Annotated in this window: 18 protein-coding genes; 10 read left to right on the plus strand and 8 right to left on the minus strand. The window is 69.0% G+C overall.

Annotated elements, in window-relative coordinates; translation table 11 throughout:
* Positions 1-9: 9 nt before the first annotated feature.
* Positions 10-486 carry a type II toxin-antitoxin system RatA family toxin gene (locus C5B99_RS11180; RefSeq protein WP_104241885.1) on the plus strand — a complete coding sequence of 159 codons (477 nt, stop codon included), beginning with the start codon at positions 10-12 and terminating at the stop codon, positions 484-486.
* On the opposite strand, the gene C5B99_RS11185 is transcribed toward C5B99_RS11180, so the two are convergent.
* The 5 genes from C5B99_RS11185 to C5B99_RS11205 all read right to left on the minus strand — a co-directional run bounded on the left by C5B99_RS11185 (position 483) and on the right by C5B99_RS11205 (position 6,020).
* Entirely contained in the window at positions 483-977 is a 495-nt protein-coding gene (locus C5B99_RS11185; RefSeq protein WP_104241887.1) for an HNH endonuclease, read from the minus strand. The two genes, C5B99_RS11180 and C5B99_RS11185, sit on opposite strands and share 4 nt — an antisense overlap.
* A 335-nt stretch (positions 978-1,312) precedes the next feature.
* Entirely contained in the window at positions 1,313-2,350 is a 1,038-nt protein-coding gene (locus C5B99_RS11190) for a C40 family peptidase (protein ID WP_104241889.1), read from the minus strand.
* 196 nt (positions 2,351-2,546) lie between these two features.
* On the minus strand, positions 2,547-3,713 hold the full coding sequence (locus tag C5B99_RS11195) for an NlpC/P60 family protein (RefSeq protein ID WP_104241891.1): 1,167 nt from the start codon (positions 3,711-3,713) through the stop codon (positions 2,547-2,549).
* 180 nt (positions 3,714-3,893) lie between these two features.
* A complete protein-coding gene (locus C5B99_RS19635) occupies positions 3,894-5,006 on the minus strand; it encodes a C40 family peptidase (RefSeq protein ID WP_258063157.1) in 1,113 nt (370 codons plus the stop codon).
* A 276-nt stretch (positions 5,007-5,282) separates the two neighbouring features.
* Complete coding sequence (locus C5B99_RS11205) at positions 5,283-6,020, minus strand: metal-dependent transcriptional regulator (protein WP_104241893.1); 738 nt, start codon at positions 6,018-6,020, stop codon at positions 5,283-5,285.
* Between the two features lie 76 nt (positions 6,021-6,096).
* On the opposite strand from C5B99_RS11205, the gene serC reads away from it, so the two are divergent.
* The gene (gene serC / locus C5B99_RS11210; protein WP_104241895.1) at positions 6,097-7,212 is read left to right on the plus strand and encodes a phosphoserine transaminase; all 1,116 of its coding nucleotides are present in this window, start codon (positions 6,097-6,099) and stop codon (positions 7,210-7,212) included.
* 223 nt (positions 7,213-7,435) lie between these two features.
* Here the strand turns inward: serC and C5B99_RS19305 are convergent, their stop codons facing one another.
* The gene (locus tag C5B99_RS19305; protein WP_181059384.1) at positions 7,436-8,701 is read right to left on the minus strand and encodes a DUF3027 domain-containing protein; all 1,266 of its coding nucleotides are present in this window, start codon (positions 8,699-8,701) and stop codon (positions 7,436-7,438) included.
* Complete coding sequence (locus tag C5B99_RS11220; RefSeq protein ID WP_104241897.1) at positions 8,701-9,084, minus strand: cold-shock protein; 384 nt, start codon at positions 9,082-9,084, stop codon at positions 8,701-8,703. The genes C5B99_RS19305 and C5B99_RS11220 overlap by 1 nt, the downstream gene beginning before the upstream one ends.
* A gap of 142 nt (positions 9,085-9,226) precedes the next feature.
* Here C5B99_RS11220 and C5B99_RS11225 point away from each other — a divergent pair, with 142 nt between their 5' ends.
* The 5 genes from C5B99_RS11225 to C5B99_RS11245 all read left to right on the plus strand — a co-directional run bounded on the left by C5B99_RS11225 (position 9,227) and on the right by C5B99_RS11245 (position 13,880).
* Complete coding sequence (locus C5B99_RS11225) at positions 9,227-9,496, plus strand: hypothetical protein (protein WP_104241898.1); 270 nt, start codon at positions 9,227-9,229, stop codon at positions 9,494-9,496.
* Between the two features lie 95 nt (positions 9,497-9,591).
* The gene (locus C5B99_RS11230) at positions 9,592-11,181 is read left to right on the plus strand and encodes a helicase-associated domain-containing protein (protein WP_104299342.1); all 1,590 of its coding nucleotides are present in this window, start codon (positions 9,592-9,594) and stop codon (positions 11,179-11,181) included.
* An 84-nt stretch (positions 11,182-11,265) separates the two neighbouring features.
* Positions 11,266-12,912 (plus strand): DNA repair helicase XPB, encoded by a 1,647-nt coding sequence (locus C5B99_RS11235; protein ID WP_104241902.1) that lies wholly within the window; start codon positions 11,266-11,268, stop codon positions 12,910-12,912.
* A gap of 61 nt (positions 12,913-12,973) precedes the next feature.
* On the plus strand, positions 12,974-13,450 hold the full coding sequence (locus C5B99_RS11240) for a hypothetical protein (protein ID WP_181062973.1): 477 nt from the start codon (positions 12,974-12,976) through the stop codon (positions 13,448-13,450).
* Positions 13,437-13,880: a MerR family transcriptional regulator gene (locus tag C5B99_RS11245; protein ID WP_104241904.1), complete on the plus strand. Its 444-nt coding sequence runs from the start codon at positions 13,437-13,439 to the stop codon at positions 13,878-13,880. Before C5B99_RS11240 ends, C5B99_RS11245 begins: the two co-directional genes overlap by 14 nt.
* Here C5B99_RS11245 and C5B99_RS11250 read toward each other — a convergent pair.
* Positions 13,846-14,661 carry a methyltransferase domain-containing protein gene (locus tag C5B99_RS11250; protein WP_104241906.1) on the minus strand — a complete coding sequence of 272 codons (816 nt, stop codon included), beginning with the start codon at positions 14,659-14,661 and terminating at the stop codon, positions 13,846-13,848. The two genes, C5B99_RS11245 and C5B99_RS11250, sit on opposite strands and share 35 nt — an antisense overlap.
* Before the next feature lie 126 nt (positions 14,662-14,787).
* Here C5B99_RS11250 and C5B99_RS11255 point away from each other — a divergent pair, with 126 nt between their 5' ends.
* From C5B99_RS11255 to C5B99_RS11265, 3 genes are all read left to right on the plus strand, one after another.
* The gene (locus C5B99_RS11255) at positions 14,788-15,486 is read left to right on the plus strand and encodes a response regulator transcription factor (protein WP_068479813.1); all 699 of its coding nucleotides are present in this window, start codon (positions 14,788-14,790) and stop codon (positions 15,484-15,486) included.
* 38 nt (positions 15,487-15,524) lie between these two features.
* Positions 15,525-17,261, plus strand: a complete 1,737-nt coding sequence (locus C5B99_RS11260) for a cell wall metabolism sensor histidine kinase WalK (protein ID WP_104241908.1) — start codon at positions 15,525-15,527, stop codon at positions 17,259-17,261.
* Between the two features lie 84 nt (positions 17,262-17,345).
* Positions 17,346-17,636: a WXG100 family type VII secretion target gene (locus tag C5B99_RS11265; protein ID WP_104241910.1), complete on the plus strand. Its 291-nt coding sequence runs from the start codon at positions 17,346-17,348 to the stop codon at positions 17,634-17,636.
* Positions 17,637-17,694 lie beyond the last annotated feature (58 nt).

Genomic DNA, 17,694 nt, shown 5'->3' on the forward strand with positions numbered 1-17,694 from the left:
CTTGGTGCCATGCCTCAGTTGGAAGCGTCCGTCGTCGTGCCCCTCTCCGTCGAAGCGGCCTTCGCGCTCGCGCACACCGTCGGCGAGGCCCGGAGCTGGGATCCGGGCGTCATCCGCAGCGAGTTCATCCGCGGGGCCACGGCGCCCGTCTCCGGAGCGCACTTCTTCACGAAGACTCCGGGAGGGCGGCGCATGATCCTCGAGCTTCGAGTCGTGCACGCCCCGCTCGTGAGCTCCGCCGAGATGGTGAAGGGGCCGGCCTGGCTGACCTCGTTCGGCGAGGGCTGGCGATTCGAGGCCGTCGAGGGCGGCACGAAGGCGACGTGGAAGTTCACGTACAAGCTCGCCTCGCCTGTCTTCGCGTCCACGCTCGGGGCGGCGACCAAGCCAGCGTTCGACCGCGAGCTGCACCAGCGCGCGGCCGCGTTCAAGGAGAGGGCAGTGGCGCTCTCGGAAGCCGGCGAGACGCTGTCAGCAACGAGCTAGGCGGCGGGGAGGTACGCCGCCCACTCGGGCAGCTCTCGTTCGACGCTTCGCGGCGACCAGCCGGTGGCCCGCGGGGGTCTCGGTGTGAGGCGAAGCCGCCACCCCATCTCCCCCGGCGTCTTGTCACCCTTGACGTTGTTGCACCTGAGGCAGCAGGCGACGAGGTTCTCCCAGCTGTCGCGCCCGCCCCTCGACCGCGGCAGGATGTGGTCGATCGTGTTCGCGAAGCCATCGCAGTAGCCGCATCGGTTCGCGTCCCTCCGCAGCACGCCCTTGCGACTCACCGGCTGCATGCGGGCCATGGGAACGCGCACGTACCTGGTCAGCAGGATGACGCGCGGCCGCTCCCAGACGCCGCTTGAGGCTAGCACCGGGTGGTCCTCATCGACGTCGATGACGCTGGCCTTGCCGTGCAGCACGAGCACGAGTGCCCGCCTGTCGGAGACCACCCCGAGCGGTTCGTAGCCTGCGTTCAGGACGAGGGTTCGCATGCTGGACCTGCTTTCGCATCCGTACGAAAAAAGGGCACCGCCCGGATCGGCGGCACCCTTGAATCGAGTAGGTAGATGGACGGACGAGACTCGTCGGCCTGTATTCGAACGGTCTGACAGGCTTCACCGCTCTGGTAGACGTCGAGGGCTGAGCACGCGCGCGCATCCTTGGCGTGGATGCCGCTGCGTGCCCTCATTGACGCTCCCGAGTGTCGTCGATCTGGCAACAGCGTAGACCACGGATGCAGAATGCGGGAGGGGCAGCTTTCCCTGTTCACCGGCCGGAAAGACCGAAGACAGGGAGCTGCCCCTCCCGCATGTGGGAGACGCGTCGCTCAGAGGCGGACGAAGTAGTAGCTTCCGCCCGCGTCGAGGCCACCGAGCTCGACCATGCGGCCCTCGGTGGGAGCGTCGATCATCTGGCCGTTGCCGGCGTAGATGCCGACGTGGAAGTTCGGGAAGATGACGAGGTCGCCCGGCTGCGGGTCGGAGACGCGTGTGCCCGCCGCCGCCTGCGCGCTGACGCCGTGTGCCACGTCGATGCCGTGGAGGCCGAACACGTACTTCACGAGCCCCGAGCAGTCGAAGCCGTCCGGGGTTGCCCCGCCGAAGACGTACGGCGAGACGCCGATGAACTGCGACGCGGTCTCGACGACGCTTGAGCCGGCGACGCTCTGGCCTGCGGAGCTGCTGCCCGCGCCGCTCGTATCTGCGGCGGCGGCGTCTGCGGTGGCGTCGGCGGTGGGCTCTGGGGTCGCGACTGCGGCGACCTGGTCAGCGCTCATGCTCACGACCGCGGTCTCCGTGCGATCGGTCACGGTCTCCGGTGCTGCGACGGCGGGGGTGGCATCGGCGACGGCGTCGGCGATGGCCGCTTCGACGCTCGCCTGCTCGGTCTGCGCGTCCGCGTTGGTGTCATCTGATGTGGCCACCGCGTTCGAGAGGCTGGCTTCGCTGGCGGGCGCGGGCGCTGCCATGGTGCTCGGCACGACGGCTCCGACCGCGGTGACCGCGGCGAGAGACGCGGCGGCGGCCAGGGTTCCGGCGACGCGGCGGCGGACGACGAGCTGCCTGGGGCGTGGAGCGCGAACCGTCATGGCACGCTCGCCGGCGAAGGCCGCGGGCACGCTGGGCGCCTCGGCTTCGGTCGCCGCGGTTGCGACGCGGTCTGCGGGGACGACCGAGAGGAGCGAGGTCATCGCGTTGCGCTCGATGCGGCCCGTCTCTTCGGGCTGCAGGGCGACGGGTGCTCGGGTGCCGGCGACGGAGGCGAGCGCGGCGGCGCTCAACGACTGCGTGGCGTCCGCGACTGGGCGCACACCGGTCTGGCGTTCGATGGCGCGGGCCTCGCGACGAGTCAGCGTGGTGCTCATGGATTTCCTTCGGGTGGAGCTGAGCACCCGTTGGTGCCCTGGACTTCCACGAGCGTAACCGTTTATAACGAAAATGTCACGCTCAGGTCACAGTCAGGTCGCAAATCATCACATTTTGATCACGACGACAGAACGCCGCGCGCAGCAGAAGCTGCGCGCGGCGTTGCCCACCGGAGTGAGCCGAAGCTCGAGATGTCTAGTTGAAGGTGTAGTACACCGGGTTGCCCCACCAGATGGAGCGGTACTGGACGACCTTGCCGCCGTACCCGGGAGAGTCGATGACCATGCCGTCACCGGCGTAGATGCCGATGTGCGCGCCTGGCTGCACGACGAGGTCACCCGGCTGCGGGTTCGACGTCTGGCGTGCGCCCGAGATCTGGTTGCTGACGGACCCCGAAAGCGAGATGCCCTGCGTCGCGTAGACGGCCTTGGTCAGGTCGGTGCAGGCCGGGAAGTAGGAGCCGACGTAGCTGTGCGCCGCCGCGATGAGGCTCGAGGTGTCAACGTTGCCGGACCCACCACTCGGCGCGGCGGACCCCGAGGACGAGGACGTCTGGTTGCTCGAGCTGCCACCCGAGGACGTGTTTCCCGAGGTCGACGAGCTCGACTCTGCAGGAGCCTCGGTTTCCTCTGGCGTCGGAGTCGGTGTCGGCGTCTCAGCGACGGCAGCGAGATCGTCGCTGGAGATCGAGACGACCGTGGAGTCCGTGCGGTCGACGGCAACCTCTGGCGCAGCGACGAGGGCGACCTCCTCCACGGCGGCTTCCTCGGCAGCTGGGACTGGGTCCGATGTGGGTGCCGTCGCGGCTGCGTCTGGCGACGTGGCCGCAACCAGGTTGGCCTGGGACTGCACCTCGCTCTGCCCGTCTGCGACGGCGGCTGGGACGACCATCCCGGCAGTGGCTGCAGCTGCGACGGTTGCGGCGGCGGCGAAGCTGGCGGCGGTGCGCCGGCGGGTCCGTGCGACGAGGGCGGCCGGCTTCGCGGCGCGGATGCTCACGGAGCGCCCGGTGAAGGCCTCGGAGATGTCGGTGACGGGGGCGGGTTCCGAGTGCTCGATGAGGCCCTGGGATTCCGAGGTCGCATCTGCGGCGAGCTGCGAGAACGGCAGGACGGAAACGAGGGCACCTTGGCCGTTGCGCTCGATGCGAGCCGTGTCGTGCACCGAGGGCGCAGAGGCGACGGCAGGAGTGGAGGCGGCGGAGGCGATCTCGGCGACGGAGGCCTCGATGACGGGGGCAGAGACCCCGGCCACGGCCGACGTGACGACGGGACGGACTCCGGTCTGCCGCTCGATCGCGCGGGCTTCGCGGCGGGTCAGCACGGTGGTGCTGTCCGTGCGCGGCGTGCTCGATGTGCTCAAGACTTCTCCTCGGTGCTTTCGAACACCGTTGGAACCGGCATCCTCGACGCGTCCGAGCCTACACAAAGGTCACGGAATTGTCACGGTCAGATCACAAATGGATGCATGAGCGGTCACGCGGGAGTAACGACGAAACGCGCCCAGCCGAAGCTGAGCGCGTTTGCCGAGGTGGTTCGTTCCTTAGCGGAGCGTCACGTAGTAGGGGCTGCCCCACGAGATCGAGCGGTGCTGCACGGAGCGTCCGCCGTAGCCGGGGTCGTCGATGACCATGCCGTTGCCGGCGTAGATGCCGATGTGCTCGCCAGGCCAGACGACGAGGTCGCCGGGCTGCGGGTTGGAGGTGGGCGTGCCCATTGCCGCCTGAGCGGAGACGCCACGCGGCAGCGAGATGCCGACTGCTGCGTAGGCGGCCTGGGTGAGCAGGTCGCACGAGCCGAAGTAGCCGCCGACGTAGCTCATGGCCGCAGCGGAGACGCTCGACGAGTCGACGCTCTGTCCGCCGGTCGATGCGGTGTTGGTCTTGCCCGAGGTGCTGCCGCCCGTCGACGTCGTGCCGCCCGTGGAGGCGCTCGAGTCTGCCGTTGCGGTGGGCTCAGGCGTTGCGACGACCTCGGCGACCTGGTCGCTCGAGAGGGTCACGACGCTGGTCTCGGTGCGGTCGACCGCAACCTCTGGAGCGGCGACGAGGTCGACGGAGGCCTGCTCGACAACTTCTTCTGCCGGAGCCTCAGCGGTTGCGTCGGCCTCAGCCGTCGGTGCCTCGGTCTCGACCGTGGTGGCGGCGAGGAGGTTGGCCTGCGCCTGGCTGGCGTTGTTGCCATCGGCGACTGCCGCCGGCACGACGACGCCTGCCGTGGCGATGGCCGCGACGGTTGCTGCAGCGGCGAAGCCACCAGCCGTGCGGCGACGCTGACGAGCGACGAGCGACGCCGGCTTCGCAGCGCGGATGCTCACGGAGCGGCCCGTGAACGCCTCGGGGATGTCGATGACCTCTGCGAGCTGCTCGACGGCTTCGTCGCCGGCGACCTGCGGGAGCGCAGTGGTCGTGGGGAGCACCGACACGAGTGCGCCGAGCTCGTTGCGCTGGATGTGCGCAGTGTCGTGCACGAAGGATGCTGAAGCAGAGGGCGTCGGCACGGATGCCGAGTTGATCTCTGCGACCGAAGCCTCGATCACCGGCGCGGACACACCCGCGACACCGACAGTCGCCACTGGGCGCTGGCCCGTGCGGCGCTCGATCTCACGAGCCTGGCGTCGCGTCAGCGGTGCCGTGGCGTTCGTCAAGTTTTCCAAGTCGTTCCTCCAGCGCCTGACTCCTGGGAGCCGATCCCGCTCTTGCCTGTTACCAGGGGGAGCTAGGTCGAGGAGCGGGATACGGCGCCTCGGCCTGCCAGCTATGCAGACTGCATAGCTCATGACTCGGACAACACTAGTGGAAAAGCTGTGAATTGTCACGCTTCGGTGTCAGAACCCTAACGCCGAGGTAACGAACCCTGAGTTTCCGGGGATGTCAGGCACGTGAAGGCCCGCAGAACGCGGAGGAGATCTTCAGCTGGCCGTGACCAGATCTCAGCCTAGCGCACCTTCGGGGCTCAGGATCGCATCCACGTACACGTGCTCGGCGGTTTCGAGCGAGACCTCGACGCCGATGCCGCCAGAAGCAGGCAGCAGGCCGATCCACGCACCACGGCGCTGCAGGGTGACCTCGGTGCCGGGAAGCACGCCAGCCTCGCGCAGAAGCGTGAGCGTCTGGAGGTCGGACTGGACGGGCTCGCCGAGGCGACGCACCTTCGCGAGCACGGGCTCCGTGGAGGTGGCTCCGCGCGCAGACTCCTCGAGGAGCGCCGAGACGCTCACGACGCCGGCGAGGAACTCCTCGGCGGGTTCGGCACCGAACTCGACGAGTCCCGGAATCGGGGTGCCGTACGGCGATTCGCTGGGGCGGCCGAGCATCTCGAAGATCCGCTGCTCGGCCTCGTCGCTCATGACGTGCTCCCAGCGGCAGGCCTCTTCGTGCACCTGGGCGAGGTCGAGTCCGATGACGTTGGCGAGGAGGCCCTCGGCGATGCGGTGCTTGCGCAGCACGCGCGTCGCCTTGGCACGACCGTCGGTCGTCAGCACGAGCCTGCGGTCACCGGCGACCGAGACGAGCCCGTCGCGCTCCATGCGCGCGATCGTCTGCGACACCGTGGGACCCGAGTGCCCGAGCCGCTCGGAGATGCGAGCCCGAAGCGGGGTGATGCCCTCTTCCTCGAGGTCGAGAATGGTGCGGAGATACATCTCCGTGGTGTCCACCAGATTGGTCACGCCCCGCCACCCTCCGTTGCATTGGTCCGCCAAGCCTAGCGGCGAGCGAGCCCGCTTGCGCGCATAGGCTTGCAGCATGCCTGACATTCGCATCCCGACAGAGTTCATTCCGCTCGACGGCCGATTCGGCTGCGGCCCGTCGGTTGTCCGGCCCGCGCAGATCGATCATCTCGTCGCAGGGGCCACCAGCATCCTCGGCACCTCCCACCGCCAAGCACCCGTCAAGGACCTCGTGGGCCGCGTGCGCGCAGGCCTCTCCTCGCTCTACCGTCTCCCCGACGGCTACGAGGTACTGCTCGGCAACGGCGGGTCCACCGCATTCTGGGATTCCGCGGCCTTCGGCCTCATCTCCGAGCGCGCGCAGAACCTGACCTTCGGCGAGTTCGGCGGGAAGTTCGCCAAGGCTGCAGCCGCCCCGTGGCTCACGGCCCCGGACGTGCGCTCCGCCGAGCCGGGCACGATCGCCTCGCCGGAGGCAGTCGCCGGCGTCGATGTCTACGCGTGGCCGCACAACGAGACCTCGACGGGAGCAATGGCCCCCATCCGTCGCGTCCACGGCGACGACGGCGCCCTGACGGTCATCGACGCGACCAGCGCCGCGGGCGGCGTCGACATCGACATCAGCGAGACCGACGTGTACTACTTCGCGCCGCAGAAGAACTTCGGTGCCGACGGTGGCCTCTGGCTCGCGATCGCGTCCCCGGCTGCGATCGAGCGCATCGAGCGCATCGCCGCCTCCGAGCGGTACATCCCCGACTTCCTGAAGCTCAGCCACGTCGTCGAGAACTCGCGCAAGAACCAGACGCTCAACACGCCGGCCATCTCGACGCTGCTCCTCCTCGAGGCCCAGCTCGACTGGATCAACGGCAACGGCGGAATCGCCTGGGCCGACAACCGCACCCGTACCTCCTCCGGCATCATCTACGACTGGGCAGAGGCCTCCGAGTACGCGACTCCGTTCGTCGCGAACCCTGCAGAGCGCTCGCAGGTGGTCACGACGATCGACTTCGACGAGCAGGTGGATGCGGCTGCCGTCGCGGCGGCGCTCCGCGCCAACGCCATCGTCGACACCGAGCCGTACCGGAAGCTCGGCCGCAACCAGCTGCGGGTCGCGACGTTCACGTCGGTCGACCCCGACGACGTGCGCCGTCTCACGGGCGCAATCGACTACGTCGTCGAGCACCTGGGCTGATTCCGCCGGGTCCAACCCCGATCGAAGCGCAGACGAGAGGAGCGTCACCAGCAGCTGCTGGTGACGCTCCTCTCGTCTGTCCTGCGCGTCTTGTCTGTCCTGCGTGTCTTGCTCCGCGATCCAGCGTGGCGCGTCTCCGCGCGAGCCGGGAGCTGACTTGTGGTCGCTTCGGGTGAGTTGTGACGACTACAACTCAGCCCTCGGCCACCGAGCATCCGCCGGGCTAGCTCTTGGCGTCGCCTTCGGGCGCTGACACCTCGGAGTCGGGCTCGAAGTCGACCCCGTCGAAGACGTCGTCCATGTCGTCGGCGAACTCCCGGATATCGGCGGCCTCACCGAACTCGGCGGCCTCCTGCGCTGGCAGCTCGTCCTCGCTGCGAGGGACCACGACGACCCGACGCCGCTTGCCCCGTGAGCTGCTCTTCTGGGGCTGCACCTCGTCTGCGAGCGCGGCGGGCGCCTTGGCGGCCCGCTTCGTCTTCGGCACGCTCGGCTCCGGAGCAACGTCGTCGCTCTCGACCGCGCCTGCCTTGGGCTCCTGGCCTGAGGTGTCGTCGGCACCGGCGTCGTCGGCACCGGATTCGCCGTCGACGGCCTTGCCCGCCTTCTTGCGCTTCCGACGCTCGGGCTTCTTCGGGGCTGCCTCGCCATCGGCGTCGCCGTGTGCTTCCGGAGTCGTCTCCTCCGCGGCGGCGTCAGGCGTCGCCTGGTCGACGCGCTTGCGACGCGACCGCTTGGGTTTCTCGGCGGGCGGCGTCTCCGCATCGGTCACCTCGACAGCAGCCTCGTCGGCAGCCGTGTCGCTCGGAGTGCCGTCGGTGTCGACGTCCGACTTCGACTTCTTGGCCGACTTCTCCTTCTTGCGCTTCTTCTTCTTGGGCTTCTCGGCTTCTGCAGATTCGCCGACGGCAGGCTCTGAGCCAGCACCGGCTGCGACATCCTCACTCGCGGGCACCTGAGCCGACTCGTCGTCCGCAGAACCGTCTGCGGTCGACTCGGCCTCGGCCGCACCGTCTGCACCGATGCGACGTCGTGTCCGCGTGCGCCGGATGCGCTTGCTCGACTTGGGCGCAGCCTCCGCGCCCGCGGCCTCTGCGTTCTCGCCGTCGACGTCAACGACCTCGCCGACCTCGAGCAGCTGCGCCGCTTCGTAGTCGGCGAGCCGATCGGACCATGGCACCCACGAAGGTGCCAGCAGGGCCCCGTCGCCGGGCAGCAGCTCGGCCTCGAGGACCGTCGGCTCGGCCTGGTCGACAAGGCGAACGAGGGAGACGTTCCATCGCCAGTCCGGGTAGCCGGGCAGGCGCGTCGTGTACTGGAGCGTGTAGACGCCCTCGTCCTCCTCGGGGACGACGGCGACGAGCTCGCCGAGCTCGGAGGCCGGCGTCACGTCCAGCAGAGCCGACCAGGCGAGCCTTCGCGAAGACTCGAGCTCGACGGCGTCAAGGGCGACCCCGAGCGGGGCTGCAAGCACGGCCTCGTTCGTCATCAGGCGTCCAGGTCGTCCGCGACGCGACGGAGCATCGCCGCGATCTTCGCGCCCTGCGGCTTCTCGGGGTAGCGACCGCGACGCATCGCGCCGCCGACGGAGTCGAGCAGCTTCACGAGGTCCTCGATGATGACTGCCATGTCATCAGGCGACTTGCGCTGGATGCGCGCGACGCTCGGCGGGGCCTCGAGGACGCGGACGGACAGCGCCTGTGCACCGCGTCGTCCGTCGGCGATGCCGAACTCGAGCTTCGTTCCCGGGCGCACCGACGAGGTTCCTGCTGGCAGCGCTGTCGCGTGCAGGAAGATCTCCTGACCGTCGTCGGCCGCAATGAAGCCGAATCCCTTGTCCTCGTCGTAGAACTTCACCTTGCCGGTGGGCATGGCCATCTCCTTGTTCGGCGCACGAAGCACCAGATCGAACTTTCACAGGCGGGGCGGCGAACTTCGCTTCCCCTGGTCGGCCGCGGCGTGCGGCTGATCCGAACCAGTCTACGGTGGCGCGCATGTCGATTAGTCTGGTTCGGTGACCTCTTCCAACGGCGCCCCCATCGCGAAGGGCGAACGCATCCTCGCTTTCATGTCCCTCGGCATCGCGGCGATCTCCTTCATCGCGCTGCTCGTCCTGCTCGCGACGCCACTCCTCGGCATCGAGGTCGACGCGAGCAACCCGATCTGGCCGACGCTGCTGTTCGTCACCTACATCGGCTTCCCCGTCGCGTTCCTTCTCATCCTGTCGCTCATCATCTGGCGCGTCGTCGCGAACCGACGCTCGCGGGGCAGGTCCGAGAGCTGATAGACGCCTCCCCGAGCGCGCTGCGGATCCTCCAACTCCTTCGCAGCCTGGATCGCACCGACCTCGCCAGCCTCGCCGCCTGGCGCAGGCTGTCGATGCGCGGCTCGAGCGGTGCAATGGACATCGCCGAGGCACTCGCAGAAGAGACCGCCCTGAACGAAGCCGTCGCGCGGCTGGGCTGGCGAGACGCCTCGCGACTCGCCTCAGGCGAACCGGAGGCGCTGCAGACGGCTCGACTGCGCGGCCTCGCTGTCGGAACGCCGGAGGCACCCGAGCTCCTCTCGACCACCGCCTCCGCATTGTCCGAGCTCCTCGCGGCATCACCCGACGCCGCCGAGTTCGATGCGTCGAACCTCGCGCCACTCCCCCAGGCCACCGAGCGCGCCCACAGTGCCGCGCAGCTCGCGGCCGACGCGATCGCCTCCCTCGACCTCGCGCCGCGCGCCTACCGCGACGGACGAGGCGGGCTCCAGCTGGGCGCGACGACGGTCCGTCGCATCGCAGCAGAGCTGCACACCGAACAGGCCGTGCTGTCCCCCCTCTTCGAATGGATGCTGGACCTCGGCCTCTGCAGCCCGGTCTCCGACGCCATGCGCCCCACCTCGCTCGGGCGCGTGTTCCGCCTCAGCGCCCCGCTGTCGCGGTGGCGCCAGCTCGCCGACTGCTGGCTCGCAGAGCTCCGCGTCGCAGACAGGACGGGCCTGCTCGTCGACGCGAAGTCGCACGCGACGCCGCAGACAGAGCTCCTCGGCATCACCGTCGAGGGCCAGCTCAGCCAGCTCGGCGTCCTGCTCGCACAGGACGACCTCGACGGCGCGGCCGACCTCCTCGAAGCCTCCCTGCCGGACGAGGTTCCCGGCGTCTACCTGCAGCCGGATCTCTCGATCATCGCGCCTGGCCCGCTCGCCCCCGCCGACGAGCAGGAGCTGCAGTCCGTCGCATCCCTCGAACGACGCGGCCTGGCCTCGAGCTACCGGCTCTCCGAGGCTTCGGTCACGCACGCGCTCGGCACCGGGCTCTCGATCGGCGAGATCAAGGCCACGCTCACTCGGCTCTCGCTCACCGGCATCCCCCAGCCCGTCGAGTACCTGCTCCGCGAGGCCTCGAACCGGCACGGCCGGGTGCGAGTTCGCGAGCACCCCGTCCGCCCCGGCACCATCGTGACGAGTCAGGACCCGGCACTCATGGATGCGCTGAGGGTCGACGCGGCCGTCGCGCCGCTCGGTCTCCGCCAGTCCGGAGAGGGCGCGCTCGTCTCCTCGGCATCCCGCGACACGGTCGTGCTCATGCTGCTCGACGCCCGCTACCCGGCAAGTGCCGAGAACGCCACGGGCCAGCTCGTGCCGCTCCGCCCCCGGGAGACCGCCCCCGCGCGAGAACGGCGTCCGAGCGAGGCCGCGCTGAGGTTCGCGGACGCCCTCCACGACGAGGCGACACGCCTGGACGCGGGAGACGATGCGCAGACGTGGGTGCAGCGTCAGCTCGAGGTGGCGCGACGAGCGAAGAGCGAGGTCACGGTGCGGGTCGACCTGGGAGGCGGCAAGGAGACCACCCTGCGCCTCGTGCCGATGAGCGTCGCGGCAGGCCGCCTCCGGGCGAGGGACCTCGCGGCCGACGTCGAGCGGACCCTCCCGATCCGCGCGATCCTCGAGGTGCAGCTCTCCGAGGTGCCCGAAGACCAGTAGTGCTGCGAGAAGTCGCCGACATAGTGCTGCGAGAAGTCGCCGACACCGCTGACGCGCAGGACCCGGCGGGTATGATTGACCGCTATGGCACTTGGACCGTTGATCGTACAGAGCGACAGAACTGTCCTGCTCGAAGTGGCGCATCCCGACGCCGAAGCCGCCCGCCACGCGTTGGCGGTCTTCGCCGAACTCGAGCGAGCGCCTGAGCACATCCACACGTATCGCATCACGCGGCTCGGTCTCTGGAATGCCCGCGCGGCCGGCCACGAGGCCGACGAGATGCTCGACGTCCTCGAGCGCTTCGCGAAGTTCCCCGTCCCAGCGTCCGTCTCGGGCGAGATCCGCGAGACCGTGGCCCGCTACGGGAAGCTCGTCATCTCCCGCGACGAGGAGGGCGAGCTGGTCGTCTCGAGCGACGACCCTGCCGTGCTCCTCCAGATCTCCAGGGCCAAGCACGTCGCACCGCTGCTCGAGGGACCGACCGGCGAGTCCGGATTCCGCGTGCAGGCCTGGGCAAGAGGTGAGCTCAAGCAGCAGCTCGTGAAGCTCGGCTGGCCCGCGGAGGACCTTGCGGGCTACACGCCTGGCACGCCGCACGCCATCGCGCTCGACGAGTCCGAATGGCAGCTGCGCGACTACCAGCGGTCGGCCGTCGACCATTTCTTCGAGGGCGGGTCCGGGGTCGTCGTGCTCCCCTGCGGCGCTGGCAAGACGCTGGTGGGCGCCGGTGCCATGGCGACCGCATCGACGAGCACGCTCATCCTCGTCACCAACACCGTCTCCGCGCGGCAGTGGCGCGACGAGCTGCTCCGCCGCACCACGCTCACGGAAGACGAGATCGGCGAGTATTCGGGCGAGGTCAAGGAGATCAAGCCCGTCACGATCGCGACCTACCAGATCCTCACCGCGCGCCGGAAGGGCGTCTACACGCACCTCTCCCTGCTCGACGCCCTCGACTGGGGCCTCATCGTCTACGACGAGGTGCACCTGCTGCCGGCCCCCGTCTTCAAGCTGACGGCTGAGCTGCAGGCGCGACGGCGGCTGGGCCTCACGGCGACCCTCGTGCGAGAAGATGGCCGCGAGGGCGACGTCTTCAGCCTCATCGGCCCCAAGCGCTTCGACGCTCCCTGGAAGGACATCGAAGCCCAGGGGTATATCTCGCCTGCCAAGTGCTACGAGGTCCGGGTGGACCTGCCGTACGAGACGCGCATGGAGTACGCGGCCGCGAGCGACGACGAGCGCTACCGCATCGCCGCGACGGCGCCCGCGAAGCACGAGCTCGTCAAGGCCCTCATCCGCAAGCATCGAGGCGAGAACATCCTCGTCATCGCCCAGTACCTCGATCAGATCGACAGCATCGCCGAGGAGCTCGGAGTGCCGAAGCTCACGGGCCAGACGCCCGTCGCGGAGCGCGAGGAGCTCTTCCAGGCCTTCAGGGAGGGACGGGAGAAGGTGCTCGTCGTCTCGAAGGTCGCCAACTTCTCGGTCGATCTGCCGGATGCGTCCGTCGCCGTGCAGATCTCCGGCTCGTACGGTTCGCGGCAGGAAGAGGCGCAGCGCCTCGGCCGGCTGCTTCGCCCGAGCTCGAGCGGCGTGACCGCGTCGTTCTACACGCTCGTCTCGCGCGAGACCGTCGACCAGGACTTCGCGCAGAACCGGCAGCGCTTCCTCGCGGAGCAGGGGTACTCGTACGAGATCCTCGACGCCGACGCCATCCTCGAACCGGCCTAGCTCGACTCCGGCAATTCTCCGGCTTGACTCTGCACCACGGTGCAGGGTCCACGCTGGCGTCATGCCACACATGAAGCACAGCCGACTCGCCAAGGCGCACGGCCTGATCCGCCTGTCCGCCATCTATGACCTCGTCGTCACCCTCGGGTTCGCCTTCCTGCCGACCGCGTCCCTGATCTTCATCGGGCTGCAGGCCCTGCACGCCGAGCTCGGACTCAGCGGCGAACTCCCCGACGCGAGCTCTCCTTCGACCATGATGTTCGTGAACCTGATGGGCAGCGTCGTGACGGCGTGGGCGCTCTTCCGGATCTTCCGTCCGTCCCTCGCGGCGGGAGCTGCGGACACGCTCGCACGAGCGCTGTTCTCGCTCGCGATGATCACGGCGCTGACCCAAGGCGCGAGCCCGCTGATCGTGGTCATGCTGGCTCTCGAAGTCGCGTGGGGGGTCGCACAGGCGGCCGTGCTCGTCCGAGTGCGACGACCCCGGGCTCCGGCAGATGCGGCCCAGGCCGTAGTCTCCTCAGATGCGCATCGCTGAGCTCGCCGAGCGGGCAGACGTCAAGGTCTCCACCGTCCGCTTCTACGAGCGGCGCGGGGTGCTCGACAGCCCGCCCCGCACGACGGGCGGCTACCGCGACTACGACGATCGGGCGCTCACTCGTCTGCGCTTCCTCCGTCGTGGCCAGGAGCTCGGGTTCACGCTGCGGGAGCTCACCGACTTCGTGGAGCTCTCGGCGGATGCGCGGGCGGGAGCTGCCCAGCCCGAGGCCGTGCAGCGGGCCGCGAACGACAAGCTCCTCGAGATCGACGACCGCATCCGCGACCTTGACCGGACGCGGGCCGCCATCCTCGGGCTCCTCGCCGCCCCGTGCCTCGATCCGACGGCCGAATGCCCGATCGTGGACGCGCTCGGCCGCGAAGCGCGACCGGAGGTCACACGCGGGCGAGGAGCTCCACGTGCGTCATGACGAACTCGGCGTCCTCGTCGTCCGCCCACTCCGACCAGGCATCGGCGATGCGCTGAAGGTCGCCTGACGACGCGATCCCCCGCGCCCTCGCGTCCTCGGCGAACCGCGACCTGGTGGCGCGCTCCGCCCACGTCGACCCCCACCAGGCGCGCTCCTCCGGTGTCGTGAAGATCCAAGCGCTCGCCGAGAGACGCACATCCTCCAGTCCCGCAGAGTGTGCCCATCGCCGCAGGACCCTGCCGGCGTTCGGCTCCCCGTCGTTCGAGCGCGCGACCTTGTCGTACACGGCAAGCCAATGGTCGAGTTCCGGAAGCTGCGGCGACCACACGCACGTTCCGTAGTCGACATCTCGCACCGCGACCAGTCCCCCAGGCTTCGTCACTCGGCGCATCTCCCGCAGCGCCGCGACCGGGTCGGAGAGGTGCTGCAGCACCTGATGTGCGTGCACCACGTCGAACTCGCCGTCGGCGAAGTCGAGCGAGTAGACATCGCCGAGCAGGAACTCCGTCTGCGTGTCCCCGGCTTCGAGTGCGGCGGCACGCGACGCCTCGAGGGGCTCATCCACGACCTCGATGCCGACGACACGGCCGGCGGTGCCGACCCGCCGCGCGAGATCCAGGGTGATCGAGCCCGGCCCGCAGCCGACGTCGAGCACGTGCATGCCCTCTCGCAGCTCCGGGAGGAGGTAGCCGGCGGAGTTCTCGGCCGTACGCCGCCCATGCGAGCGGAGCACGCTCGCGTGGTGGCCATGGGTGTACCTCGGGGCTGCGGAGTCGTCCATGTCGGCACAGTAGCGCACCGCGCGCCCGGACCCGCGTGAGGACGACCCAGAAGATTAGCGCATCCGCACTGCCGCGACACCGCGCGCCGTCAGACTTCACTCAGACGGCGTCAAGATACTTAGTCCATGACTGATGGCCCCAAGATTCTCGTTGTTGACGACGAGCCAAACATCCGCGAACTCCTGTCGACCAGCCTGCGCTTCGCAGGGTTCATGGTGCGTGCCGTCGGCAACGGCGCCGCCGCGATCTCCGCTGTCATCGAGGAGGAGCCAGACCTCATCGTCCTGGACGTCATGCTCCCCGACATGAACGGCTTCGGCGTCACCAAGCGCCTGCGTGCGTCTGGCTACACGAGCCCCATCCTGTTCCTGACCGCCAAGGACGACACCGACGACAAGATCGAGGGCCTCAACGCGGGTGGCGACGACTACGTCACCAAGCCGTTCAGCCTCGACGAGATCGTCGCCCGCATCAAGGCCATCCTCCGCCGCACCATGCAGGCCGAGGAAGAGGCGGTCATCCGCACTGGCGAGCTCACGATGGACCAGGACACCCACGAGGTGTTCATCGGCGACGAGCCGATCGAGCTCTCCCCCACCGAGTTCAAGCTCTTGCGCTACCTCATGCTCAACCCGAACCGCGTGCTCTCGAAGGCGCAGATCCTCGACCACGTCTGGGAGTACGACTTCAACGGCGACGCCGGCATCGTCGAGTCCTACATCTCCTACCTGCGCCGCAAGCTCGACCAGTTCACCGAGGAGCCGCTCATCCAGACCAAGCGCGGTTTCGGCTACATGCTGAAGGTCTCCGGGGCCAAGGCATAGCAGAGGTGACCAAGCCCGACCACGAGGGGAAGTAGGCGGTGCCGTTCAAGGCATGGCGCTGGGATCGGCTCTCACTCCGCAACAAGCTGACGATCGTCAACATCACGCTGCTGACGTTCGGTATCGTCGTCGCCGGAATCGGCACGACGCTGCTGCTACGGCCGACGCTCGTCTCGCAGACCGACTCACAGCTGAGCGTGTACGCGAGTGATCCCACCCAGTTCCTCGCCGCCGACCCCTCGTCGAGGCTCATCACCTACGACGCCATCCGCATCGCCCCGTCCACGATCTACGTGGCCGTCCTCGATGCTGACGGCCAGGTCGTCGTCGACAACTGGGGGCAGTGGCAGCGGCCGCAGGCGATCGCGCCCGAGGTGCCAGCAGACGCCGCGGTCCGCGGCAGCCAGAGCCTCTTCGACATGGAGGACCCGCTCGGGGCGACCTGGCGGACCATCACCGTGCCGGAGGGAGAGTACGCCGCCGATCAGGTGCGCGGCACGCTGCTCATCGCGGCCCCGCTGACGAGCGTCAACGCGACGATGGTGAACTTCCTCGCCATCTTCTTCGGCTTCGGGCTGACCGTCGTGATCTTCGGCGCGGCCCTCACGAGAGTCCTCGTCTCCGCGACCCTGCTCCCCCTGAGGCAGGTCGAGGCCACGGCCATGCAGTTCGCCTCTGGCGACTACTCCCAGCGCCTGCCCGCCGGCACCCCGAACACCGAGGTGGGGCGCCTCTCCCGGTCGCTCAACACCATGCTCGTCCGCATCGATCACGCCTTCGACGAGCGCACGCGCACCATCGCGCAGATGCGCCGTTTCGTCGGCGACGCCAGCCACGAGCTGCGCACGCCGCTCGTCACGGTCCGCGGCTACGCCGAGCTCTACCGCATGGGTGCCCTCAACGACCCCGAGAAGGTCGGCCAGGCGATGGAGCGGATCGAGAAGGAGGCGCTCCGCATGGGGGGCCTCGTCGAGGACCTCCTGCAGCTCGCTCGACTCGACGAGACGCGCGAGCTCGTCAAGGACGTCATCGACCTCGAGCCGATTGCGGAGGACGCGGCGATGGATGCGCACGCGACCGCCAAGGATCGCGTCGTGCGGGCTCTCCCCGTGAACATCATCCAGGAGACCCGCGACGAGGCGGAGCCCCTCGGGTCCGAGACGACCGGCGAGCTGCCTGCTGCCGTCGAGGCGGACATCGTCCCGGCCGACGAGTCCGCCAGCGCTCCGGAAGGTGCGGCCGCGAAGCGCGCGCTGTGGCGACGGCGTTCGCTGCCGCGCCCGGCGCTGCGAGGCTTCCCCATCAGGCGCAAGGGGGCCGAGCCGAGTGGGATCGAGGCCGCCGATTCCGACGAGGACCTCGGAGATGTGCCCGCCATGGTGCACGCGAACGAGGACAAGGTCCGGCAGGCCATCTCGAACCTGCTCGGCAACGCCATGCGGTACACGCCGGAGGGGTCGCCCCTCGAGGTGGGCGTGACGGTGGATCTGCAGAACCAGCTCGCCATCGTCGACATCATCGACCACGGTGAGGGCATCCCCCCGCAGATCAGGCAGAAGATCTTCGAGCGGTTCTGGCGCGCAGACACCTCCCGCGCACGCGAGACCGGCGGTTCCGGGCTCGGCCTCTCGATCGTCTCGGCGATCATGAAGGCGCACGATGGCGAGGTCGACGTGCTCGAGACCCCCGGAGGCGGGGCGACGTTCCGCCTCAAGTTCCCGCTGCTCATGTCCGCGCCTGTGGACAGCGCTCTCTCCACAGCCCCGAACAGCTGATCCCCGCTCCCCCGCAGCTGCTCCTAGCCTTCTCACGAGGTGCCGCCGGAACCACCCGGTGGCCGAAGAAGGGGGAACACTCATATGGCCGTCTACATGGTCGACAGCGAGCAGCTGCAGCTCGCCGTCACGAACACGCAGTCGTCGATCGGGCGAGTGCAGGCAGAGGTCGCCGCACTGCTCGGCAATCTGACCGCACTCGAGGGGTCGTGGAGCGGGGAGGCGGCGGCAGCCTTCCAGGGCCTGGTGCAGCAGTGGCGCTCGACCCAGGCCCAGGTGGAGTCGAGCATCTCCACCATCAATAGCGCTCTGGGCAGCGCGAGCGCCAGCTACGGCACCGTGGAAGGCGATGTTCGGCGGCTCTTCAGCGTCTGACCGGCTCTGCACTCGGCGGCTTGGCCTGGCCGGTGCCTCGACCCATCGCGTCGAGCGG

Source organism: Pseudoclavibacter sp. Z016 (assembly GCF_002931215.1).
Lineage (GTDB): Bacteria > Actinomycetota > Actinomycetes > Actinomycetales > Microbacteriaceae > Pseudoclavibacter.